The sequence below is a fragment of the Streptomyces sp. NBC_00390 genome (assembly GCF_036057275.1).
Classification (GTDB): domain Bacteria; phylum Actinomycetota; class Actinomycetes; order Streptomycetales; family Streptomycetaceae; genus Streptomyces.
The window spans coordinates 554,835-573,123 of sequence record NZ_CP107945.1 but is presented as its reverse complement, the minus strand read 5'-3'; the positions used below and the strand labels follow the sequence as shown (position 1 = coordinate 573,123).

9 protein-coding genes are annotated in these 18,289 nt (G+C 71.4%); all 9 read left to right on the top strand.

Annotation, left to right across the window (positions count from 1 at the left end):
* Positions 1–104: 104 nt before the first annotated feature.
* The 9 genes from OHS70_RS02340 (at position 105) to OHS70_RS02300 (ending at position 18,278) form a co-directional block, all read left to right on the top strand.
* A complete protein-coding gene (locus OHS70_RS02340; RefSeq protein ID WP_328393085.1) occupies positions 105–3,947 on the top strand; it encodes a tubulin-like doman-containing protein in 3,843 nt (1,280 codons plus the stop codon).
* Positions 3,944–6,691, top strand: coding sequence for a hypothetical protein (locus tag OHS70_RS02335; RefSeq protein ID WP_328393084.1), 2,748 nt, complete (start codon positions 3,944–3,946; stop codon positions 6,689–6,691). The genes OHS70_RS02340 and OHS70_RS02335 overlap by 4 nt, the downstream gene beginning before the upstream one ends.
* Positions 6,688–7,776 (top strand): hypothetical protein, encoded by a 1,089-nt coding sequence (locus OHS70_RS02330; RefSeq protein WP_328393082.1) that lies wholly within the window; start codon positions 6,688–6,690, stop codon positions 7,774–7,776. The genes OHS70_RS02335 and OHS70_RS02330 overlap by 4 nt, the downstream gene beginning before the upstream one ends.
* Entirely contained in the window at positions 7,773–8,867 is a 1,095-nt protein-coding gene (locus OHS70_RS02325) for a hypothetical protein (protein ID WP_328393080.1), read from the top strand. The genes OHS70_RS02330 and OHS70_RS02325 overlap by 4 nt, the downstream gene beginning before the upstream one ends.
* Positions 8,868–8,873: 6 nt before the next feature.
* Positions 8,874–11,234 carry a hypothetical protein gene (locus OHS70_RS02320; protein ID WP_328393078.1) on the top strand — a complete coding sequence of 787 codons (2,361 nt, stop codon included), beginning with the start codon at positions 8,874–8,876 and terminating at the stop codon, positions 11,232–11,234.
* A 76-nt stretch (positions 11,235–11,310) separates the two neighbouring features.
* A complete protein-coding gene (locus OHS70_RS02315; protein WP_328393076.1) occupies positions 11,311–12,588 on the top strand; it encodes a toll/interleukin-1 receptor domain-containing protein in 1,278 nt (425 codons plus the stop codon).
* A complete protein-coding gene (locus OHS70_RS02310) occupies positions 12,585–13,616 on the top strand; it encodes an AAA family ATPase (RefSeq protein WP_328393074.1) in 1,032 nt (343 codons plus the stop codon). The genes OHS70_RS02315 and OHS70_RS02310 overlap by 4 nt, the downstream gene beginning before the upstream one ends.
* A gap of 293 nt (positions 13,617–13,909) precedes the next feature.
* Entirely contained in the window at positions 13,910–14,752 is an 843-nt protein-coding gene (locus OHS70_RS02305; RefSeq protein ID WP_328393072.1) for a hypothetical protein, read from the top strand.
* A 7-nt stretch (positions 14,753–14,759) separates the two neighbouring features.
* Positions 14,760–18,278 carry a CHAT domain-containing protein gene (locus OHS70_RS02300; protein WP_328393070.1) on the top strand — a complete coding sequence of 1,173 codons (3,519 nt, stop codon included), beginning with the start codon at positions 14,760–14,762 and terminating at the stop codon, positions 18,276–18,278.
* Positions 18,279–18,289 lie beyond the last annotated feature (11 nt).

Genomic DNA, 18,289 nt, shown 5'->3' with positions numbered 1-18,289 from the left:
CCGGCTTCCTCCGGGGCCGGGTCCAGCGTGTCGCGATCCTCCGCATACGTACCTGACCATCCGTGACCGGGAAGCCCGACGGGCCCCGGTGAAGGGCGAAACCCATGAAGATCTTCCAGCCGATGCTCTTCGTCGGCCTGGGCGGCACCGGCGGGCTCGTCGGCTCCGAGCTCGAGCGCCGACTGCGCGCCGATCTGTGCGGGCCCGACGGCACGGCGCTCAACAGGCTGGGCATCCAGCTGCGCTACCAGCTTCCGGAGTGCCTCCAGTTCGTCTACGCGGACTTCAGCGAGTCGGAGCTCGCCAGGCTCCCGCATCTGAGCGCCGACAACTCGTTGCGGGCCGCCTACAGCCGAACCTCACGTGCCACTCATGACCTCCTCCCCGACTTCGACAGTTCCCCAGAGGTCACCAGGATGCTGCGCGCGGTGATGCGGAGCGAGGCAGCGGGCTGGCTCCCACCGCGCGAGGGCGAGCCGAAGGTCACCCCGCTGCGCAACGGTGCCGGGCAACTGCCCACCGTCGGCCGCGCCGGCCTCTTCGGCACGCTGCGGCACGGCCTGGCGCCGGTGATGGGGCCGCTGCTGCAGGCCATCGACGCCATCAGCCGCTCCGGGGGAGAACTCAGCCAGCTCGGCGGCGGTCCCATGTCCGGCTGTGACGTGTTCGTGGCCTTCTCGGTGGCAGGAGGCACCGGAGCCGGGATCTTTCTCGACTACCTGCACCTGATCGGCGAGGCCTTCAAGGCCAAGAACTTCGCCGGTGCCAGGATCTACCCCCTGGTCGTCATGCCCTCCGCCTTCTCCCCTTCCGCCGGGGGAGGCCGGGAGGCGGAACTCAACGCGGCCAGAGCGGTGGTGGACCTCTTCCGGCTCGTGGACGAACAGAACGTGCCCACCGCCGAGTCCGACCTCGGCGACACGGCCCAGGAGTCGGCGCTGCACATCCGCTACCCGGGCGTGCACCCCATCCGCCTGAGCACCGGCATGGTGCCGACCGCGTTCCTGTTCAGTCGCACCGCCGGCATCCGCCCCGACGACCTGCGCCGCTCCATCGTCTCGCTCGTGATGTCGCTGATCGGTACGGAGCTGGGCGACGGCACAGGTCCCCGCGGCCGCGCCGACGACGACTACCAGACGTTCGCCGCCAGCTTCATCAACCGTGGCCTGCACCGCGCCGCAAGGGCCGCTTCCGGTATCGGCCACCAGGGCGTCTCCACCAGCCTGGTCGCCTCCATGACCGCGCCGTTGGACGAGCTGGCCGAGCTGGTCTCCTCGCGCATGCTCGCCATGTCGGTACGCCGTCTGACCGACCCGGGCAGGCAGTCGAGCCACACGTACACCGGCACCGTCCGCCGGATGTTCGCCGACGCAGGGCTCGACGAGCTGTGGGCGCGCGAGGCCCTGCCCGTACCCGACCCCGACCCGCTTCCGCGTGGCGGCGCCGATATCCAGCAGGCGCTGCGCGACCGGGTCAGCGACATGCAGGCACTCCTGGAGGACCTGCGACGCCGGGTCTCCCGCCGTGCCCCGGCGCTCGCCGAACAGTTCGCCCCCCGTGCGGCGGTGGAGCGGCTCCTGCGCTCCACGGACCTGTTCCAGGTGGAGCGCATCATCAAGGGCGTCCCCGGCGACCCGGACCCCGTCACCGTGCTCGGCTTCCTCGGCATGCTGGAGAACCGCAGCCGCGAACCCGGGCGGCCCGCCGGAGTCGAGGTGCAGCCCCCGGCCGTCCCCCGGGTCAAGGGGAGGATCGGCGGACTCTCCAAGGCACGATGGGGCGACGACGACGTGGTCGCCGCGATCGAGGCCCAGGACCGCTGGTACAAGTGGCGCAGCCGGGTCATCTGGCACGAAGCCTGGCGGGAGCAGGAGCAGCGCTGGCGCCCGGCCGTGGTGGCGGCCAACCACGAGGTGACCCTGCTGGTCGAGGCGTTCCGCAAGCATGTCGAGGAAGAGCCGAGGGCGTTCGCGGAGCAGGTGCAGGAACTCTACGACGACCGCACGGGCGTGTCGTACCTCCTGCCCCCGCAGAACAACCTGCACGAGTTCTACGACGACCTGATGGAACGCCTCATCAAGCGGGTCAACCTGCGTGACAACGACGACGAGGCCGCGCTGCTCCTCAAGCTGATCGACGGCGACCGCTGGCAGGCCGCGCACAGCTCGGGACGGCGTAACCCGGGGGCCGCCGTCGCGGTGGTGAAGTCCACGGTGGAGCAGCGGATCAAGACGCTCTTCGCGGAGAGCGGGGTGCAGGCGGACGAGCGCCCGCTTCTGCCGTCGATGGCGATGCTGCTGGCCGCCGCGGCCGGGGTGGGGGACGCCGCCGAGGAGACCGGCAAGAGCGCGATCGAGCAGTTCCGGTTCAAGATTGCCGGGCTGCTCCCGCACGGATTCGTACCGGAGGGCCGCGGCCCGCTGAAGATCCTGATCGTCTACCCGCGCATCCAGGCCAAGGACGCGGTCGAGGAGTACCTGCGCAAGTCACTGCTGCTGCCGAGGGACGGAAAGCGGTCCATCGAGTTCCGGGGGGTGGAGACCGACTCCATCACGGTGGTGCTCTTCCGCAGCGAGATGAGCCTGACCGAGGTGCCGGAGGCTCGTAACGTGCTCCGGCAGTGGGCCAGGGCGAGCCAGGCCGAGCAGGTCGAGGACGTGCTGAGCTGGCGGCAGCGACTCGGCTACCGCGACGACTGGCTGGCCAGCACCGAGCAGGACCGCCAGCACATCCTCCACCGCCTGCTCTGCGCAATCTGGAACGGCCAGGCGGACATCGTCGAGGGCGACGCCGACTCGCCCCGGCGGGTGCGTATCCGCCTGTACGAGGAAGAGGGCCCCCATGTGCCCGGGATGACCCTGCGGCTGGACGAGTACCGGGACGAGATTTCCGGATGGGCCGGACTGCTGCGCTCCTACGAGCGATGGGCGCTGCTCGACGAGGGCAGCATCGTGGAGGACTACTGCGGCGTGCTGATGAGGGTGCAGCCGAAGAGCCTCGGGCTGTCGGGCAGTGAGCCGGACCCTCTGTACGTACAACTCGTCCACAAGGTGGCGCCGCACCAGCTCAAGATCCTCGAGGAGCGGGAGCGCCTGTACGGTCCGCGGAGCACCCAGTGGATCAGGCCGCTGCGCCAGTTCTGGTCCGAGACCCTCCAGGGCGCTCTGGACATCGAGTTCACGGACAAGGGGGCGTTCCAGCCGACGCTGCGGACCCTGGAGGCGGCGATGGGGCAGCAGCCCGACGGCGGGGGAGCGCACTCGGCCGCCGAGCCGCCTCCGGGCGCCCAGCGGGCGCAACGACGCGAGGAGGAGGACGACTGGGGAACGCGTCCGCTGCACTCTGCGCAGCCCGACAGGGAAGGCGGCCCCGGACCCGCCCCGGATCACTCCGACGGACCCGGGCAAGGGCCCGCCCGTCCCGGACGATCCGACCGGCCTGAGCCGCCCGCCCCGTCCGACCCGGCCCACCGCGCCGGCCGTTCCCCTCATCATGCGGCGCCCGACCGGGACCGGCCCGCACCGGAGGACGGTGACGGGCCCCACTGGACGCCGGAGGACCCCGGCAAGCGCACACCGGCCGCCGATCCGTTCGCCGGCGGGACGGCCGGGGGGTCACGTTCCGGCCGTCCCGCACAGGACGACTACCCGTGGGAGGACGGCGGGAGGGACGACCCGCCTCCACCGCCGGCGAACCCGTACGGCCGTCCGACGCCGGAGCCGAGCCCGCAGGCACTTGGCGGCGCCTCGTCCCCCGAGCCGCCGTCTCCCGTCTATCCGCCCTACCGGGCCGACGCCGATGACACACAGGACGGCTGGCCGGGTGAGGACCACGACCTTCCGTGGACCGCCGGGTCCGGGGGCACGGACGGCGACGGGCCGCAGGCCTCCGGCGGAGCCGACGAGGACCGCACGACCCGTAACCCCTGGGAGCGTGAGCCCGAGTGAGCCCGGCAAAGGATGCCGCGAAGCCGGTGATCGTGCTGGACCTGCGGTCCGGCGCGCACGCTCTGGCCGCGCCCGGGGCCCTGCGGGCCTTGGTCCAGGAACAACTGCGGCACGAGGGGCTGCCCGAGCCGGAGGACTTCTACCGGTTCCTCGTGGTCGACACGCCGCATGGACTGACGTCCCATCACAGCCTGTACGAGCAGATCCTCGGCTACCGCACCGTCGGGCAGCGTGTGCGCGTGCTCTGCCTCGTCGTCGGTGACCTGCCCGACGCCCCGGGCGGGGACTCCCCGGGCGACGGGGCGGCACCCGGCAGCCTGCCGGAGGAGAACCCCGAGGCCGGGTACGGCCGCCGGATGCAGCGGCCGGCCGCTCTGCGGGGTCCGGACGCCGGGCTGCTGTGGGCCGGAGACCTGCGGGCGGCCCGGACGGCGGGCGATCCCGTCTCGGCCGACGACCCGGATGCCCTGGCGATCCTGGTGGATCTGCTGCGTGCGCTGTTCGACGACGCCCTGGAAACGCTCGCGCAGTTCCCCGACGCCGTGGCGGTGCCCGGCGTGCGGGTGCTGGAGCACGATCTGTCGGAGGCCGCCAGGGCACGGGCATGGCGCCAGGCACTGAGCCGGTTCGCGGGCGACCGGTCGGAGGCCGGCGTGAGCGGCGCGCGGGAGGGAGGCGAGGGCATCCCCGTCGAACTGCCCAAACCCATGGACGAGATGGCGGCCGGGCGGCCTGCCGGGCGTGTTCCCGGACCCCGTCTTCCGGGAGGTGCGGCGGACCGTGCCCACCTGAACTGCGCCGACGCGCTGCACGATGCGTGGGAGGGCGTGGACCGGTTCCGGCGGCTCGGCGGCCTGGTCACAGGGTCAGGAGGGCGCGCCGCGGCCCACGCGCTCGACGATGCGGCGCACGGCCTTGCCCGCTACCGGGATCTGGTGCTGAAGGCACTGCACGACGGCGGTCCTGCGGCGGGCACCGCCACTGCCGAGTCCACACTCCGGCTGGCGGAACTGGGTATTCAGGTGCCGCCGCACGCCGGTGCGAGGGAAGGGACCGGAGAGGGGCTGCGCAGACTCGCCGAGCGGATGCTGGACGAGAGGCTCGCGCTGCGCAGCGTCGCGGAACGGTTCGCTGCACTCTCCGAGCAGGTGGCGCCCGTCCCCGGGGCCGCACTCCTTCCGGAGGTGGACCGCCGGTGCCCGGCGGAGCTGCTGGAGCGGGTGTCGGCGGCACAGCGGTTCACCGTGTCCGCCGCGTCACCGGGACAGCTCACCGGTGCCGTCGTCGCCACCGCCCTGGCCGCGTTGTGGACCTGGCCGGTCACCCTCGCGGCTCTTGCCGTCCTGCTGGTGCTCGTCGGCGGCAGCCTGCTCGCGGGCGTACGCCGCCCGAACCGGGGCACCGGCGGCGCGACGCCCGGCTCGGCGTCCACCGGTGCCCTGCCGCAGGCGGCGGCGGCACTGCTCGGGGGCGCTGCGGGTGCCTGGTCGGCGACATGGTGGAAGGTCCCCCCGTGGGCGGGCCTCACCGGGCTGCTGCTCGGACTGGGTCTTGCCGTTGTACTGGTCGTGCTGCGCTGGGGCCAGGCTGTCGATCACTGGTGGGAGCGGACCGGGGGTGCGGACGCGCAGCGAGCCCTGGACGGCCTTGACGCCCTGCTGGAGGAGGCGGTCCTGCGGCAGTGGTGGGCTGCCGACGAACGGATGTACTGCGCGAACGCGGCACGCATGGTCGCCGGGGCGCTGCGCGGCGCCGCCGCCACCGCCGAGGCGCTCGACGCCGGGGCGGCACACGGCCGCGGATCCGGGCAGGCGGACGACGGTGGCTGGGGCGAACAGCCGGCCCAGGAGCCCGCGTCCCACGCCGCGAGGGAGGCGTCGGCCGGCACGGAGCTGCCGGACTGGATGCCCGCGCCCGACACGTACGAGCGGATGCCCGGGTCTCCCGAACGGGGGCAAGGACCGGGGGACGGGGCGCCCGCCGCGGTGGGCGTCCGCGCGACGGCCGTCCGTCCGTCGGGCGACGGTCCCGCGTGGCTGGACAGGGAGGCCGGTGAAGGTGGACCGGAGCTGGTCGACACTCTGGTCGGCGACCTCGTCGACGCCTTGGTGACTGCCCTGGATCCTTACTGGGGAGCCGTTGAACGCGGCCGTGCGGGAGGCGCCGCACTGACCCGTATCGAGCAGGAAGTGCGCGAGCAGCTCGACGCGGCGCACCGTCACCTGCTGCGCAACGGCGTGGTCTCGGCGCCACCGTTCGCCCGGTTCCAGCAGCGGCGCGGCACCTCGGAAGGACTGCTGGGCATAGGAGCGCAGCGCGTCGCCGAGGCCACCGACCCCAACCCGGACCTGCGCAGGGTCATCCAGCTCGTCTCCCCCGACCAGGCGCCGCTGCTGAGCCGTGACCCGTCCGCCGTGGAGTGGATCAGGTTCGCACCGGAGGCGGTGTGGAACGGGGTCGAGGCCCGGCACGGGCTGGATCCGGGATCGCCGCCTCCGGCCGCGGACACCCCTTCCGGGACGGCCCCGGTCGTCCGCAGCCGCGCCGTCTGGACCTCGTCCGGGCGCTACGCCGGGCTGCTCCGGCTCGTCCCCCTGCGGGCAGGCGTGGTGGAGAGCGTACGGCTGCGGGAGTGGGCCGATGGCGAGGAACGCGTGTCCACGGGTGCGGACTGGCACCTCCAGGGCGCCGACGACTGGACGAAGCCGCGGGAACTGCCCGATGGTGAGGAGAACCCGTGGTGAGTGAACCGAAGACGGGCGCGGGCAGCATCACGGAGCCGAGTCCCAAGCCCGGCACCGACAGACCGCCGGACCTTTCCTTCACCACTCCCCGGGGCAAACGGCACCACGTTCCCGTCCGTTTCGGCCCCGATCTTCAGCGGGTGGTACGTCCTCCCCACGTGGCGCGCGAGGTGCTGCTCGGCGACGCCTGGCAGGGGCTCCAGGTGCGACTGTGCGCGGCTGACGCGGCCGATCCGCACGAGTACCAGATCCTGGAGACCGAGGTGGGCGTCGCACTGGCGGTCCACCGGGCCTTCTCCGGCACCCCCTTCCAGGGTCTCTTCCCGGTTCCGGTGGGCTACGACATGGACGCGGCGGAACCCTTCCTGATCTACGCCGCCCCGCGCGGTGAGCCGGCGACCTCCCTCGCCCACGGCATCTCCACCACCGACCAGCGGATCCTCGAGCGCGATCTGGTGCTCGCCATCCGGCTGTTGGAGAGCCTTGGCCTGGTCCACCGCGGGATCGTGCCCGCCGCCGTCCGGTGGGACGGCGAGCGGACCCAGCTGTGGGACCTCGGGGCGGTGGCACGTACCGGCATTCCGCGCGTCCCCTGGGGGACGGCGCCCTATGCCTCCCCCGAGCAGCGCGCCGGAGTCGGCGAAGTCGAGGCCAGAGACGCCCTGTGGAGCGCCGCCCAGCTCATGTACCAGCTCGTGGCGGGGCGTCAGGGCAGTCCGGAGGGCCCGCCGGCGGACCTGGACGTCCACCGGTCGCTGGTACAGACCCTGGGCGGTGCCTTCGCCCCCAAGGCGGAGGACCGCCCCACACCGGGGCAGCTGCTCGGGCTGCTGATGCCGGACTCCGACCCGCACGCCATGGTGGCGGCACGCCCCGACCCGTTGGAGCCGCACCGCAGGGAGTTCGACACCGCGCTGGCGCGCAAGCGCGCGGCGGCCGGGCTGGACCGGGACGGCTCGCAACCGCACGGCGATCCGCACCCCACCGAGCCGCTCCGGACTTCGGACGGCACGGATCCGGTCGGCCGAAGGCGCACGTGGTTCAACGGTGGCACGGGTGACCGTGGCGGAAGGGGACGCCGATGAACAGCACCGCATCGCAGCTCGAACCGGGACAGGTGATCTGCCCCTACTGCCTGGAGATCGTCACCTACGACGAGCGGGTCCTCCACACACGCAACGAGAAGCTCCAGTACGAGAAGCTGGACATGTCCAAGCTCACCAATCCGCTGCGGCGCGCCGATGTCATGCGCAGCTCCTTCCAGCTCTGCGGCAACACCGAGGACATCAAGCCGCACTACATCCCGGTGCCCTACCTGACCCACGGCCGCCCGCTGACCGTGGCCATGGTCGGGACCTCGGGAACGGGCAAGAGCCACCTGCTCACCCAGATGATCGCCGAGGTGACGGACGGCGGTCTGGAGCCCTACGGGGTGAAATGGCAGTCGGTCAACCCGGCCGACCACTCCGTCTTCATCAGGGAACGGGTGGCCCTCCTCCGCTCGGGCGAGCAGCTCGAGGCCACCGGGCAGACACCCTTCGCCGAATTCGTCGAGGCACTGCTGCTGACCGGGGTGGACGGGCAGGTGCGCCCGGTCGCGTTCTTCGATCTGGGCGGTGAGGACCTGGTGCGTACCGATGCGCTGCTGCGCTTCCTGCTCGGTGTGGACGCGCTGGTGTTCGTGGTCGATCCGGTGCTGGCCTTCGGGCTGCCGCAACTGGACGACGCGCGAACGCAGTACGGCCTGGAAGTCAGCCGGAGCGATCCGGCCTTCGAGACAGTGCTCGACCGGCTGCCGCGTCAGGGTCCCTACCTCGATGTGGCCACGGCGCTCGTGGTCGGCAAGGCGGACCTGCTGCGCTTCGAACCACCGGTGGACCGCTGGCTGAGCGAACCGTCCTCGGTCCCGGCCGATCCGCGACGGCTCCGCGATGAGAGCCGCGACGTGTACGCCTTCCTGCGGCGGCACGCCGCCCCGGCCTGGCTCCGGCCGTTCGAGAGCGCACTGCGCTGCACCCTGCACTTCGCCTCCGCGACCGGGGGCCAGCCCCAGAACGGTCTGTTCCCGCACGGGGTGCGCTCACGGCGGGTGCTGGGACCGCTGGTGTCCATCCTTGCGATGTGCGGGCTGCTGAGCAGCAACCCGGACCACAGGCCCTCGACCGTGGGGATGTGACGCGACGTGAGCGACGAGAACCAAGAGGACATGCTCGACCAGCTCGTCTTCCGCTGGGAGGGCAACCGCGACCGGCACGAAACGGGCATCACGGCCGTGGCGTACTCGTGCGGCAAGGACCGCGCCGAAGCCCTGCGAGCCGCGCTGGCACCACTGCTGCGCGTGGAGGGAGGGAAAGAGCCCAGCCTGGTCCGGGTGGTCCTCAGGGAGTGGGGCGAAGTCGTGCTGATCCACCGCAGACCCGCCCCGGACGCCACCGGCAGGCAGAGCACGCTCTCCCATGCGCTGCTGGGACCGTCCGAGGCGCTGACGCCCCGCTTCTGTCTTGCCCTCAGTTCCTGGCAATGGGGACAGGATCCCGCCGAGGAGCTTTCCGGGCCGGTGGATCGGGTACCGCGCCAGGCGCTGTACGGCGCCGCGCGAGAGCAGTGGAGACAGTTCACGCAGGACGTACCGGCGGTCGAGGCACATCTCACGGTTGCGGTGGCCCAGCTCTTGCGCACCCCGAACCACCGGGTGTCGATGCGCATCCCGGAGGCCTTGGGGACCGGTAAGGCCCTTGCCCCGCTGCTGATGTGGGGGCTGTGCGGTGTCTTCGAGCAGTGGATCGGCCGTGAACACTGGACCTTCGCGACCTACGACACCGTTGATTCGAACGCGCTTCGGGTGGTCTGTGTGCCGGAGTGGCGCCAATCGGCCACCCAGGACATCAGTTTGGAGCGGATCACCTTCGAGGGCCACCCGCAGGACGAGGCACACGAGGTGGCGGCAGACCTGGTGAGGTGCTTTCTGCGGTCCCCTTCCAGGCCGCACGAGCTGGGCAGGCTCATGGACATGTGCCGGGACGCGGTCGACCGGCCGCTGAGGGATCGGCTGAGCGAGCTCAGGCGACTGCTCAGCCATGGGTTCGACATGTACCACGACCAGGCGGAACAGGGACCAGTCATGGTTCCCTCCCCGACGTCCCACGCCTCTGGAACCTGGACGGACGAGCGGGCGAACGCTCACACAGCCGGGCAGGACCGTCAGAGTGTGCACGGCTCTCCGGATGAGCACGTTCGCCGCGTGGAGTGGGCCGACCTGCCGGAGACGAGCCGCTCGTACGAATGGACCGGCCCCCACGGGCAAGGGCCCTCCGGCCCTGACCCGACCGTCCCGGACGCGGATCCGGCAGCGGAACGTTCGTACCAGCAGCCGCCGCTTCCGGGGAGCCCGCCGCCGCTCACCAGCCCCCCACGGCAGGCACCCCGTGCGCCGGAGCCTGCGGTGGAGGAAGCGCCCCGCAAGCCCGCGGCCTCTCCTGCTCCCGCCGACCGGGGTCCTTCGGCGGACCCCCAGTTGCGTCCCGGCCCAACGTTGTCCGGGGCCGGCGCACCGGGCGTGGCCGAACCACGAGGGGGGCCGTCCGGACAGCTCTTCCCGCCCCTTTCACGAGAAGTGCCGCACACCCCTGAGAAGCCGCGGACGACGCCGTCACGCTCACCGCACACGGACCCGTCGACGGCGAGCCAGGGGTCCGTGCCGCCCGTGCGTCGTCCGGTCGTGGCATTGCGGGCAGTTCCACGACGTGCCGGAAAGCTGCAGAGGCTGGGCAGGCTGCTCTCCCCTGCCAGGAGGCGCCGGCATCGTGAGGCGGCGGATCAGGCGCAAGGGATCCTGCGCGACGCTGAGGCAGCCACGACCGCCACCACCATGAGAGAGGCCGGCAGGCGGGAGATACGGCGACGGCTCAGCCGGCTACCGGACGAGGTGCTGCTCGACAGGCTGGGTTCGCAGGACGTGGCACGACCGACCCGCGACCTCCTTCTCGACGCGCTGGCGGACAGAGCACGGTGGCACTCCCTGCAGGAGGCGGACACGGTGTGCCGTGAGGTGTTGCGCCAGGGCCTGTACCTCTATCCGCTTCCTGACGAGCCTGACGCAGACGCGCAGGAGCACGCTTTGCAGGCAGCGTCGGAGGATGCTGTCTGGCTGTTCCACTGGGCGGTACGGCCGTATGTCAGGCACCCCGGCCTCGCGGACGCCTTGGAACGGCTGCTTCGTCGGCTGTGCGTCAAGGACGGACCGGCGGAACGCCATGTGCTGGAGGGTGTTCTCCACCCCCGTGACGGTGAATTGCCTGACCTGCCGCCCCAGGTCTGGGTCCACCTGGTCGACCACTTGCGGGACGGGCCCACGCCACCGCGGGCAGAGACCGGTGAGGAGCAGCCGTACCGGCCTGTCGCCCACGGTCACCGGCAGGGGCCGCAGCACGGCATGCACCGCGCGGAGCCGCCGGACGAAAGCTGGAAGTTCGGTTGCATCGCCATGGGTCTCCTTGTCGTTCTCCTGCTTCTCGTTCTGGCATGGGGGTGGATGGGCGGTTGAACAGGCCGATCTGAGCAGGCGCATGAATTTCGATACGACGGCGCGTCGTGGGATCCAGTAGGGGGAGGGCAGCCGCATGGTGCCCCAGCGGGTTTTCATCAGCCACAGTTCCCAGGTGGAGCATTTCGACTGGGAGGTGTGCCTCGCGGTCCGTCAATGCCTGGAGTTTGCCGGGTACGAGGTGTTCCTCGACAGGAAGTCGCTGCGCAATCAGGAGGGCTGGGAACCCCAGATACGCAAGAACCTGGCCAGTTGCGACGCGGCGGTGTTCATCATCGGCCGCCGCGCGCTCAGTTCGAAGTGGGTGCGACGCGAGGCCGAGATCCTGAGGCAGGAACACGACGTCCGGGGAATCTTCCTGGTGGTCGTCCTGCTGGACGGGGTTTCGTCATCGGATCTGGAATCCGCGCATCTGGACGTGCTCAACATCAAACAGGTCATCAGGTGCGACACCAAGGTCAGACCGACACCCTCGAAACTCGCCACGAGAGTGGCCCGGGAATTCGCGAAGCTCCCGAGGCTGCCCGGCGAGGACGAGCCGATGCGGCGCTGGATCGAGCGCGTATCACTGATGCTGCGCCGTTGCCCGGACCGGAGCGCTCTCGAGCAGGCGGCGCGGATGCTCGGGCTGGAGGAGGCTGAGGCGCAGCAGGCCGGGGGCTTCAACGGCGAGCGTCTGCTCGCCCGCCGCCTGCTCGACGCCGGCCTGGGTGAAACAGTTCCCGCTGCCGTGGGTCACCTGTACGCCGCATTGGGGCCCGCGGGAGGCCATCTGGCCAACCAGATGGCGCCGACGTGGGTGGACGCCACTGCCGCCCGCGGCCTGATCCCGGCCGAGGGGACCGACGAGGGACGCGTGATCCTGCTCAACGCCTACGCCAAGGAGACCGCCGAACACTACATCGACCGGGCGATGTGCAAGGAGACCAGCAGGTACGACAAGGAAATCACCATCGCGCTCGAAGGTGATGAAACAGAGGCTGCGGCCGTTTTCAGGGGCGAGTTGGAGGGCGCTCTGTGGAATATGGCGGCCGCCTCGCCCGGTGAGAAGTGCGCCAAACCGCCGGGCAAGGACCTCTATTTGGTCATACCCGTGGCCAGGGGGGCCCGAAGACGCATGCTCGCAGCAGTCATACAGGACATCAGGCGTGATTTCCCATGGCTCCACGTGGTCGCCGTGCTTGACGGAACCGCGCCGGACGAGCGTCTGCGGGAGGAGTGGGGGTTGTCGGACGCCATCGTCGCCAGCCCGGTCCTGGGTGATGAAGGGGAGAGGCTGGGTCACATCCGGGTGAAGAACCTGTTCGACGCAGTCGAGACGAAATACCAAATGCCACGCAGAGGAATGGGATGACCGAGAAATCCGGCTACGGATCCGTACGGACATGGGGCGGCCCGGACCGTGGGGACGGCACGTGCTACCTGATGCCCGACGAGGGGCACCTCGCCGTCGAGGTCGCCCTCGCGACCGGACGCCCACTGCTGCTGCGTGGCAAACCCGGCTGCGGCAAGTCCTCACTCGCGATGCATGTGGCACATGAACTCGGCTGGCGTTACTACGAGCAGGTGGTCACCTACCGCACGCAGGCCAGCGATCTGCTGTGGACCTACGACACGGTACGGCGCCTCGCCGACGCTCAGGCACGCGCGAACGGAGGCGATGAGCTCAACGACCACCGGTACGTCCGGCCCGGACCGCTGTGGTGGGCGTACGCCCGGGACTCCGCACTGCGGCGCGGCGCCCCCCCGGACCTTGCGGTGCATGACGTCGCCGTCGGGAACGGCGGTCCCCAGGACACGTGCGAGGAGCCGTTCGTGAAGTTGAACGAGAGCCGGTCACGGGACGGAGCCGTGGTCCTGATCGACGAGATCGACAAGGCCGACCCGGATGTACCCAACGGCCTGCTGGTGCCTCTGGGATCCGGGAAGTTCAGGGTGACGGAGACCGGCACCGTGGTCCGCATGGAGCAGCGCACCGAGCCGGGCCCGGCGCCCGCCCGCCACCTTGTGGTGATCACGACCAACGAGGAACGAGAGCTGCCACAGGCGTTCCTGAGGCGCTGTGTCGTCGCCTCGCTCCCTTCGCCCGGCAAGGACCGGCTGGTCGAGATCGCCCGTGCACATCTCACCGACGAATTCTGGGACCGGGACCAGGAGGCCTTGGCGGCCGCTGTGGCCAGGGAGGTCCTTGCCGCGCGGGAACAAGCCGACAAGGACGGCATGCGTGCCCCCAGCACGGCCGAGTTCCTGGACGCACTGCATGCCTGTCTCTCCCTCGAGATCCGCAGCCCGGCCGACCCCCGCTGGACACGGCTGCGCAACCTCGTCCTGCTCAAGCACCAGCAGCCCGAGGACGCGGCCGAAGGAGACGGGGGGCGATGAGCGGCCGGCGTGACCACGCGGGGCGTGGCGCACCGGACGCCATGGGTGCGGCGCCGCGGAGGGGGTGCACATGGCTGGGAGATCTGGCCTTGGCCCTTGAGACGATCGCACCCCAGGACGAAGGGACGGCGAGACGCATTGCCCGTCTCCTCGGTCTGGGCCCGTCGTTGCCCACCGGGCCGCAGGACACAGGACCCGCCTGGAGTGCAGATGCCCCTCCGGAACACACTGCGGCGGCCGCCGCCGGGAAAGGGCCGGAGCTGCCGTCCACCGGGGAGGAACGCGGCTCGGCTGTGCCCACCATGCTCGAAGGGCTCGGACTCGATCCGGAGGACTCCGGACAGTACAGGGCAGTTGACGCAGGCCCGGTCGCCGGCGGCACGGGCCACCCGAGGGTCAGCCCCCTGGAGACCCTGCCCGCATGGCCCCGTGGCTGGTCGCGTCCCAGTGTCGCCAGGCCCGACCGCGAGCTGATGAGTCGCCGGCCGACGCACACGCCCCTGCTCGCGCCCTTGTCCACCGCAGCCCTGTTGGAGGCGGCACTCGCCGGCACAGCACCCGAGGGCGAGGTGGAGGTCGAGATGACCGTCGATTTCCTCGCCCGTGGCCTGCCGCTGGCCGAACTGCCCCGGCGCAAGCTGCGGACTCTGCGGCACGGCGTTCAGATCCTGGTCGACCACGGGCCCGCGATGCAGCTGTTCTCCCGTGACCAGATGCAGCTGTGCGAGCGGGTCGAGGCCCTGGTCGGGAAGGAGAAGACGGAGCTGCTGCGCTTCGCCTACGCACCCCTGCGCGGCGCGGGCAAGGGACCGTTCTGGACCTGGCGGACCTATCAGCCTCCTCCTCGCGGAAGTACGGTTCTGCTGCTCAGCGACTGCGGAACGATCGGGCCACCAGGAGACCACCGCAGGAGCAGGCCGGCCGAGTGGCGGGAGTTCGCTGCCGAGGTGCGACGCCATGGCGCCCGCCCACTGGGACTGCTGCCCCTGCCGAGGGACCGCTTTCCTGCCTGGCTGCCCGCGACCATGCCGGTGTTCGCCTGGGACCGCGGCACCACCGTGGGGCACGTCACCGCCCGGGTGGCCCAGGCCCAGGCAGGCTGCGGCGCGAACTCCGTTCTCGGGGGAGAGGGGTGAGGCCACGGTGAGCGGTGCCGACACGACACCGGGGCACGGATGGGACGACCTGCCGCCCGGCCCCCCGCCCGAGGCCGCCGAGCTCGCGGAACTGCTCAGCACCGCCGTCCGCATCGAACCTGAACTGATGCGGGCGGTGCGTCTCGCACTGCTGCCGCAGGCGGATGTCGGCGCCGAGTCCGACCTGTGGTTCAGTGCCTGGACAGCATCCCGCAACCCCCGCGCCATGGTGTTGCTCCCGGATGTCCAGCGGGTCCTCAGGGCACGCTTCGCCGACAGACTCGCGCGCTGCGCGGCGGACGACCCGCTGAGGCAACTGGGCCGTCTCATCGAGGGGCTCCACGGTCATCTCTCGCCCCTGACGCGGCTGGAGGAGGAGGTGACATGGCGGCTTGCGCTCGGCGGCCGGGACGCGCCGGCCGATGCCGAAGCGGCGCTGCGTTCGGCGCTCAGGGCTCTGGTGGAGGACGAAGGCCGCCAGGGCGTCGCCGACTGGCTCGTGGGTGCCTGGCGCCGACTCCCGGAGAGGCTGCTGGACACCGTCACCGGATGGCAGTTCCGTTCGATCGCTGCCTGCCTCGACACCGGTGCCGGCATCGATCGCCGTGGGCCTGCCGGACTCACATGTGCCGATGCAGCCATGGTCGTCGACGCCGTGGCCGCATCGGGCGAAGAGACTGTCCCCGAGGTGGAGATCCCCGTCCGTATGCACCGCGGGGTGCTGAGCGTCGGCGGTGCCCCGGGCGACGAGCCCGACACGTTGCTCATCCGCGCCCCTGGAACCGAACCCGTCGTACTGGAACTGCGCCCGGGCACAACGGGCCAGGACAGCGAGGTGCTTCTGGTCCACTCCGGCCGGCGGGAGACCCGCACGGGATGCTCGCCCTCGGCTCGCCTGGTCAACGCCAGAAGCGATGTCTACGATCCGTCGGGGACGGCCCACGGCCTGTTCGCCACCCATGGCCGCTCCGAACGGCAGGATCCGACGGCCCCGGCCCGTCCGACCGTGCTCATCGGCCGCCGCCCCGATACTGCGGGCTTTCCGCAGTGGGTGTACGACAACCTGTGCGAGCTGCTGCACGGCGCCGGGTACCAGGTGCTGGACATCAGAGTGCTGCAGTCGCTCCCGACCGAGGCCGGTGACATCACCTGGCCGGACACTTTCGACGCGGCAGTCATGCTGCTCGACCCGGTCGAGATCCGTTCACCCATGGTGCGGGAACAGATCGCACTGGTGGTCTCGTGGTGTGCCGGGTCCGAAGGCCCGGCGCCGCTCCTGCTGGCCCTCGACGGGGTGAGCACCACGGGAGCGGAGGCCCGGCTGATCTCCCGCTGGGGGAAGTACAACTGGCTCCGGGACACGGATACGCGTGTATGGCGTGCCGACTTCCCCAGGGGGCGCTGGCACGCCCGTGACGTCGCCCGGATGGCCGCGCAGAGTGTTCACCGTGCTGTCGCGCGATCAGCTGTCGCCCCGAGCGGCCCCCGCCGCGTTCCCACGCGCGCCCAGATCCTGAGCCGGACGGTTGCCCAGCGCCTGACGCGCTACGCGGACATAGGTGATGTGGCTGCCCTGGGTCGCGCTCTCACCCTGCTCCAGGCGGCCTCGCCCGCCCTGCGACCGGGCCATCCGGAGGACGCGGCCCTGCTCGTCCAGTACGCACGTGCTCTGTGCTACCGGGCGCGGGCCACCGACAGCGTGGACGACGCGGAGCACGGAGTGCAGATCCTGCGCGGTGTGCTGGCGGAGACCTCCACCGGCGGGGCTCAACGCGAGGGCCGGACAAGGAGACTGGCGCTGCACGGCCTGCTGCGGGCGTTGCACGTCCGCCTTGTGGTCGGCGGGGAGCACACGCCGGAAGGCACGGGCGGGGAGGCGTTCGACGAAGCGCTGGCTCTCGGCCGGGAGGCCCTCGATGCGGTCCAGCCGACCGCTGATCGCGCCGAGTTGGTGGCCTGCCTCGCTCCTTTGGCGGCGGACGTCACGTGGCTGCGTGAGAAGCCTGAGCATGCCGAGTGGGCCTCTCGACTGAACCTTGAGGCCGCCCTTGACGAGCGGAGCATCGGGCCGGTCGAGCGAGTGGCCGCGGCCCGGAACGCGGCGCGGTCGGGGGTGCGGGCAGGACGCGCCTCCCTCGCCCTGCAGGGCTTCAAGCGGCTGTTCGACCAGTTGGAGCGCCTCGACTGGGTGGGCATGGGCGATGCGCAGTTCGCCCTTGTCGCCGACGGCTTCGCCGGGATGCCGGAGAACGCCGCTGCCTGCGCCGTGGCCGCCGGCGAGCTCATGGGGGCTGTGGAACTCCTGGAGCGCGGCTTGTGCCTGCACCGTGTGATCCTGGCCGGACGGGCGCTGCGGGAAGACGACGCCGGATCCTGCCAGCCGCGCAGGCAGAGGCTGTACCGGCTCCGCAGGGAGACCGCCCGGCTTGCGCCGAGGCTGGCCGAAGCTGATCTGCGGGCGGCGACAGCCGACGGGCCGGTGGTCGTTCTCAACGTGGCCGCTCTCCGTAGCGACGCCCTGATCCTGACGGGTGACTCGGTCTCCGCCGTGGAGCTGCCCGGCATCGAGGCCCCCTCGGCCCGACGGGGGCCGGAGTTCCAGGAGGCCGAGATGCGCGAGGCCCTGAGGCCGGCCATGGACGAGCTGGCACGGCGGTTGCCCGGCGCGGAACGCGGGATCCCCCCGTGGGTCTGGTGGTGCCCCACGGGACCGCTCTCAGACCTCCCCGTACACGAGGCGTACCCCCCGCAGCGGGTGGAGACCGGTGCGGAGCCGGCGCCCGGTCCCGCGCCCGTCTCGTCGTACGCGCCCGGACTGGCGGGCTTGCTGCGGCACCGGCGTCCCGGGGCGGGCCGCCCCGCCCGGAGGCCGTCCCGGGCGCTGGTGGTGGTGGGGAACGCAGGTGACGAGACGTGGTGGGCCCGGTCCGCCGAGGAGGAGGTGGCGGTGCTGCGTGGTACGGGAATGGAGTTCGACGTGCTGGGCGGCCGATCGGCCACCCGACTCGCCGTACTCGAAGCCCTCTCGGAGGTCGAGGTCGTTCACCTTGTCTGCCGTCTTGTGCGATCGCCCGCACCTGTGCAGCGGGCCGAGGGCACATCGGCGCCGGGCGCAGCCGGGGACGCGGGCGTGGCGCTCGCGCTGGCCGACGGACCGCTGAGTGCCTCGGACATCGCTGCGGCGGACCTGTCCCACACCGAGCTGGTGTTTCTCTCCGGGTACGGCGGGGCCGTCGGCAGCGGCACGGAACCCGATCGGGACACCGTGGCGGGCAGCCTGCACTTCGCGGGGTGCCGCCATGTCGTCACCTCCCTCAGCACGTCCGGACCGGACCGCCTCACAGCTGCGTCCGGATCCCTGGCGGCGAAGGTGTACCGCCTGCTGCTGGACCAGAATCACCGGCTCCAGCCGGACCGGGTGCCGTGGGCGCTGCACGAAGTCATGGCAGAGGCCCGGGGGAGGGAGGGAGAACGGCTCGGCCGAGGCGGCCGGCCATTTCCCTCCCTCGTTCATCTCGGCTCGTGACACCGTGCCCC

Excerpts from the sequence above, each read along its gene's own strand:
- OHS70_RS02340 (WP_328393085.1), top strand. The coding sequence starts at position 105 with ATGAAGATCTTCCAGCCGATGCTCTTCGTCGGCCTGGGCGGCACCGGC.
- OHS70_RS02325 (WP_328393080.1), top strand. The coding sequence starts at position 7,773 with ATGAACAGCACCGCATCGCAGCTCGAACCGGGACAGGTGATCTGCCCC.
- OHS70_RS02315 (WP_328393076.1), top strand. The coding sequence starts at position 11,311 with ATGGTGCCCCAGCGGGTTTTCATCAGCCACAGTTCCCAGGTGGAGCAT.
- OHS70_RS02310 (WP_328393074.1), top strand. The coding sequence starts at position 12,585 with ATGACCGAGAAATCCGGCTACGGATCCGTACGGACATGGGGCGGCCCG.